Origin of the sequence: Hallella multisaccharivorax DSM 17128 (assembly GCF_000218235.1) — a bacterium.
GTDB lineage: Bacteria > Bacteroidota > Bacteroidia > Bacteroidales > Bacteroidaceae > Prevotella > Prevotella multisaccharivorax.
The window spans coordinates 41,983-45,168 of the sequence record NZ_GL945016.1 but is presented as its reverse complement, the minus strand read 5'-3'; the positions used below and the strand labels follow the sequence as shown (position 1 = coordinate 45,168).

Annotated in this window: 5 protein-coding genes and 1 pseudogene; all 6 read left to right on the top strand. The window is 42.7% G+C overall.

Features of this window, described 5'->3' with window-relative positions; translation table 11 throughout:
* Window positions 1–138 precede the first annotated feature (138 nt).
* Window positions 139–264 (top strand): annotated as a pseudogene (locus tag PREMU_RS14775) (serine acetyltransferase); the annotation flags it as partial.
* 6 nt (window positions 265–270) lie between these two features.
* Window positions 271–438, top strand: a complete 168-nt coding sequence (locus tag PREMU_RS14770; protein WP_156803918.1) for a hypothetical protein — start codon at window positions 271–273, stop codon at window positions 436–438.
* Between the two features lie 5 nt (window positions 439–443).
* On the top strand, window positions 444–725 hold the full coding sequence (locus PREMU_RS00270) for a plasmid recombination protein (protein WP_040557897.1): 282 nt from the start codon (window positions 444–446) through the stop codon (window positions 723–725).
* Window positions 725–985 (top strand): plasmid recombination protein, encoded by a 261-nt coding sequence (locus PREMU_RS00265; protein WP_040557896.1) that lies wholly within the window; start codon window positions 725–727, stop codon window positions 983–985. The genes PREMU_RS00270 and PREMU_RS00265 overlap by 1 nt, the downstream gene beginning before the upstream one ends.
* Window positions 986–1,153: 168 nt before the next feature.
* Window positions 1,154–1,750, top strand: coding sequence for a hypothetical protein (locus PREMU_RS00260; RefSeq protein ID WP_007572177.1), 597 nt, complete (start codon window positions 1,154–1,156; stop codon window positions 1,748–1,750).
* Window positions 1,751–2,538: 788 nt separating this feature from the next.
* The gene (locus tag PREMU_RS00250) at window positions 2,539–2,778 is read left to right on the top strand and encodes a hypothetical protein (protein WP_007572138.1); all 240 of its coding nucleotides are present in this window, start codon (window positions 2,539–2,541) and stop codon (window positions 2,776–2,778) included.
* The last annotated feature ends 408 nt before the right edge of the window (window positions 2,779–3,186 follow it).

Below are 3,186 nucleotides of genomic sequence, written 5' to 3'. Positions count from 1 at the left end.
AACGGACGAGCAGCTTATGGACTTCAAGGGCAAGGTCGAGCAGGTAACAAAGTGGAAAGTCATAGGGATATGGCTCCACGAGGACGAGGGGCACGTAAAGTCCAAGTACATCGAGGGGGAAGAGGGCTTTTCCGTCGATCACCACACCGCGTGGCCCATGAGCTGTTTGTCATGGACGTGCCACTGATTCCGCGGCTCATGACGGAGCTGGCCCACTCGGAGACCGGCATCGACATCAACCCCGGAGCAGTCATTGGCGAGTACTAGAACATGCCGAATTCTTGTGTTGACTGGGTGTTCTCAGGAGACCATGATCGTATGTGCGAGATGGCATTTGGCGCATCCTACAAGGATATTGACTACACGGCAGAGAAAGACAATTCAGAGGCTGTAAAAACACTGATGCCTATAAGTTCACTGCCAGTGGCTACTCGCTAAGTGCTATGCCCAATATCTATCAATGGGCTTTAGACAGCTATCGCTTTGCCTGTGAAAAATGGGGAGAGGACTACATCATCGGTGCCGAAGTGCATCTCGATGAGACGACACCACACATGCACCTGCTGATGGTACCTGTCGCCGAACGAAAGACCCGTGGCCGGACAAGTACAAAGTATCAGAAAAAGTCGAATCAGTCCGTCATCATCAAGAAGAAAGAGTATGAAACTCTTTCCGATGCAGAGAAATCCAATTATGCTCCTGTGACGAAAGCATCAAAAAGTTAGTGAGTTATTCAGGTGTGTTCGGTGATAACTATGGGGAGCGCAAGCAGTACATGAAAGATTTCCATACTGAATATCATGAGAAGGTGGGGAAAAAGTATGGATTGGAGAGAGGTGACGACCTAGATCTTCTCGATCCAGAGGAGCGACGCAAGCGCAGGCACATGCGGAAGGACCAGCTTCATGCCGTGCAAGAGTATGACAAGAAACTGGTCGAACAGGCCGAGCGCAACCAAACCTGGAGCTGCAGCGAGATAAATTAGATAGAGCTATCAAGGACAAACAGAGCAATGCTGCCAAAATAGACAAAGCCATAGAGAAAATTAATGCAACCTTGGCTAATGTCAAGGAAGAGCTTGCTGCAGCAAAGGAAGATATCATCGTTTATTCCTATGAAGCAAAAGAAGCCGAAAAACGGCGAAACAATTTAGATGTTGAAAACAGCGAGTTGGAGGAGTCGATTCGGTCAAAAACAATCACCTCAATTCACTGAAAAAAAGATAAAGTTACTTCCTACAGAAGAACAGCTTAATGAGAGGGAACGCAGAAATAACTCCACTCCTGCACTTGCTGAGATTATTGATCGGGAGAAGCGTGACAAGGCTGTACCTTCACTTAACGATATTATCGCTCGGGAGAAAAGAGACGCAGCTGTCCCATCCTTGGCTAGCATCATGGAGAGAGAAAGGCGGAATAAATCCGTGCCATCTCTTGAAGACATCATCGCTCGAGAGCAGCGTGATAAGGCTGCTCCTTCTCTTGACGATATTATCGCCCGGGGGAAAAGAGGCGCGGCTGCCCCATCCTTGGCCAGTATTATGGAGAGAGAAAGACGGGATAAATTAGTACCTTCTCTTGATGACATCATCGCTCGAGAACAGCGTGATAAGGCTGTACCTTCTCTTAACGAAATTGAGAGACGTGAGAAAAAGGTAAAGAATAGTAGAATAAACTACTATAAGTCCTTTGTTTTGCCTAAAGTTGACGGTAAATTAGATGCTGCCGTAGAACTTTCAACAACTAATTAAAATGGCAGTTTTGCAGCTGTTAATGGAGAGTGGCTGAATGGTGTCGTTCTTACTAAAGAGCAGATTGAAGACTATAATGACGGATATGCAACTGCGGAGCAGCTGGCCGCTCTGCTATTGTCGCCAAAAATACTGAAAAAACTAGATGAAATACAAACGGCAAAAACCAAGCAGGAAATAGATAGCCTACAGGAAAAGAAACTAAAATTAGAAACTGAAATAGCAAAGTTGAAAAACAACAAAGTGAGATTTTAAAGGTTTACAATACCAATAAAGAACTATACGATAAGTTTAGTAAGGAGTATGCTGATTATCAGAATCTTGTTAAAACCATGATTACGGCATTTGATTATAGGGCTAATCTGTTGCCGGGCGCATTCCAAGCTCTTATTGAGTCTGAGGGCATTCCAGAACGAAGTGAATATGATGAGAGACCATCTTTCACGGGATACAGATGGGGCAATGGGAGACCGTATGTGCAGATACATACTATCCCTGACCATACTACGTACATAGGCATAACGCAAGAAGACTATCAGAGACTCGAGGAGGGTCGGACAACTATCTGGGAGTTTGTAAATAGACAATATGCTCCGATTGCCGTAAAGAGTTCCATCGGTCTTGAACAACAATTCGGTATCAACAGAGAAAGTGGCATTAGAAGGTAAAGATCGTTTTTTGGTATAAAGAATAAGCACTATGACAAAAAACAATACAATCCGTAACAGATCCTCTGGCCAATTTCAGCATGGGCGATACAGTAAAGTAACATCTTACATCGGAGAAGAATGCCGATAATTCTGAAGTTACAATTACGCAAACGAGTAAATAAAAAGAAAAATGGCAATCAATGGAGCCGCTTCTTGGAACTTGCACAGAAGCAGAAAGAGAAGCGTGGAAAAGGTGTTGACAAGGGTGTCCAAATATACCTTGATACTAATCTCATGAACACTCTTGAGAAACTGAGACTTTCCGGGCTGAATGGTACGAAATTCCATGTAGGATACCTTGCTAAAATGCAGTTATGAGTACTTTTCTCGAAGCTAATGCAAGTAAGGTAGAAAAACAAATTTCAAAGGAATATTTGAAGTGAACTCCCCATGAGTTTTTTGTCTCATGGGGAGTTCACTGTGCTACGATTTAATGTTTACGTATTAAACTATGCCAGACGATAGTAAAATACACAATGATACCAATAACTACAACATATAAAAACCAGGCTTTAAGTGGTATATATCGTGCAGAACACATCGTTACATAAAATACAAGAAGGGAAATCAAAGGATTGATGTTGTCAATATATTTTATTAATTTTTCTGATTAAAGTCATTTTAATTACCTTCTTCCTTGATGGAGAAGTAAATCATATGGATGGCTCTTATAATTATTCAAAGGGTGACTTCAAAATATGCATCTCCATCAAAAGCTATTTCGCG

Excerpts from the sequence above, each read along its gene's own strand:
- PREMU_RS00250 (WP_007572138.1), top strand. The coding sequence starts at position 2,539 with ATGCCGATAATTCTGAAGTTACAATTACGCAAACGAGTAAATAAAAAG.
- PREMU_RS14770 (WP_156803918.1), top strand. The coding sequence starts at position 271 with ATGCCGAATTCTTGTGTTGACTGGGTGTTCTCAGGAGACCATGATCGT.
- PREMU_RS00270 (WP_040557897.1), top strand. The coding sequence starts at position 444 with ATGCCCAATATCTATCAATGGGCTTTAGACAGCTATCGCTTTGCCTGT.
- PREMU_RS00260 (WP_007572177.1), top strand. The coding sequence starts at position 1,154 with ATGTTGAAAACAGCGAGTTGGAGGAGTCGATTCGGTCAAAAACAATCA.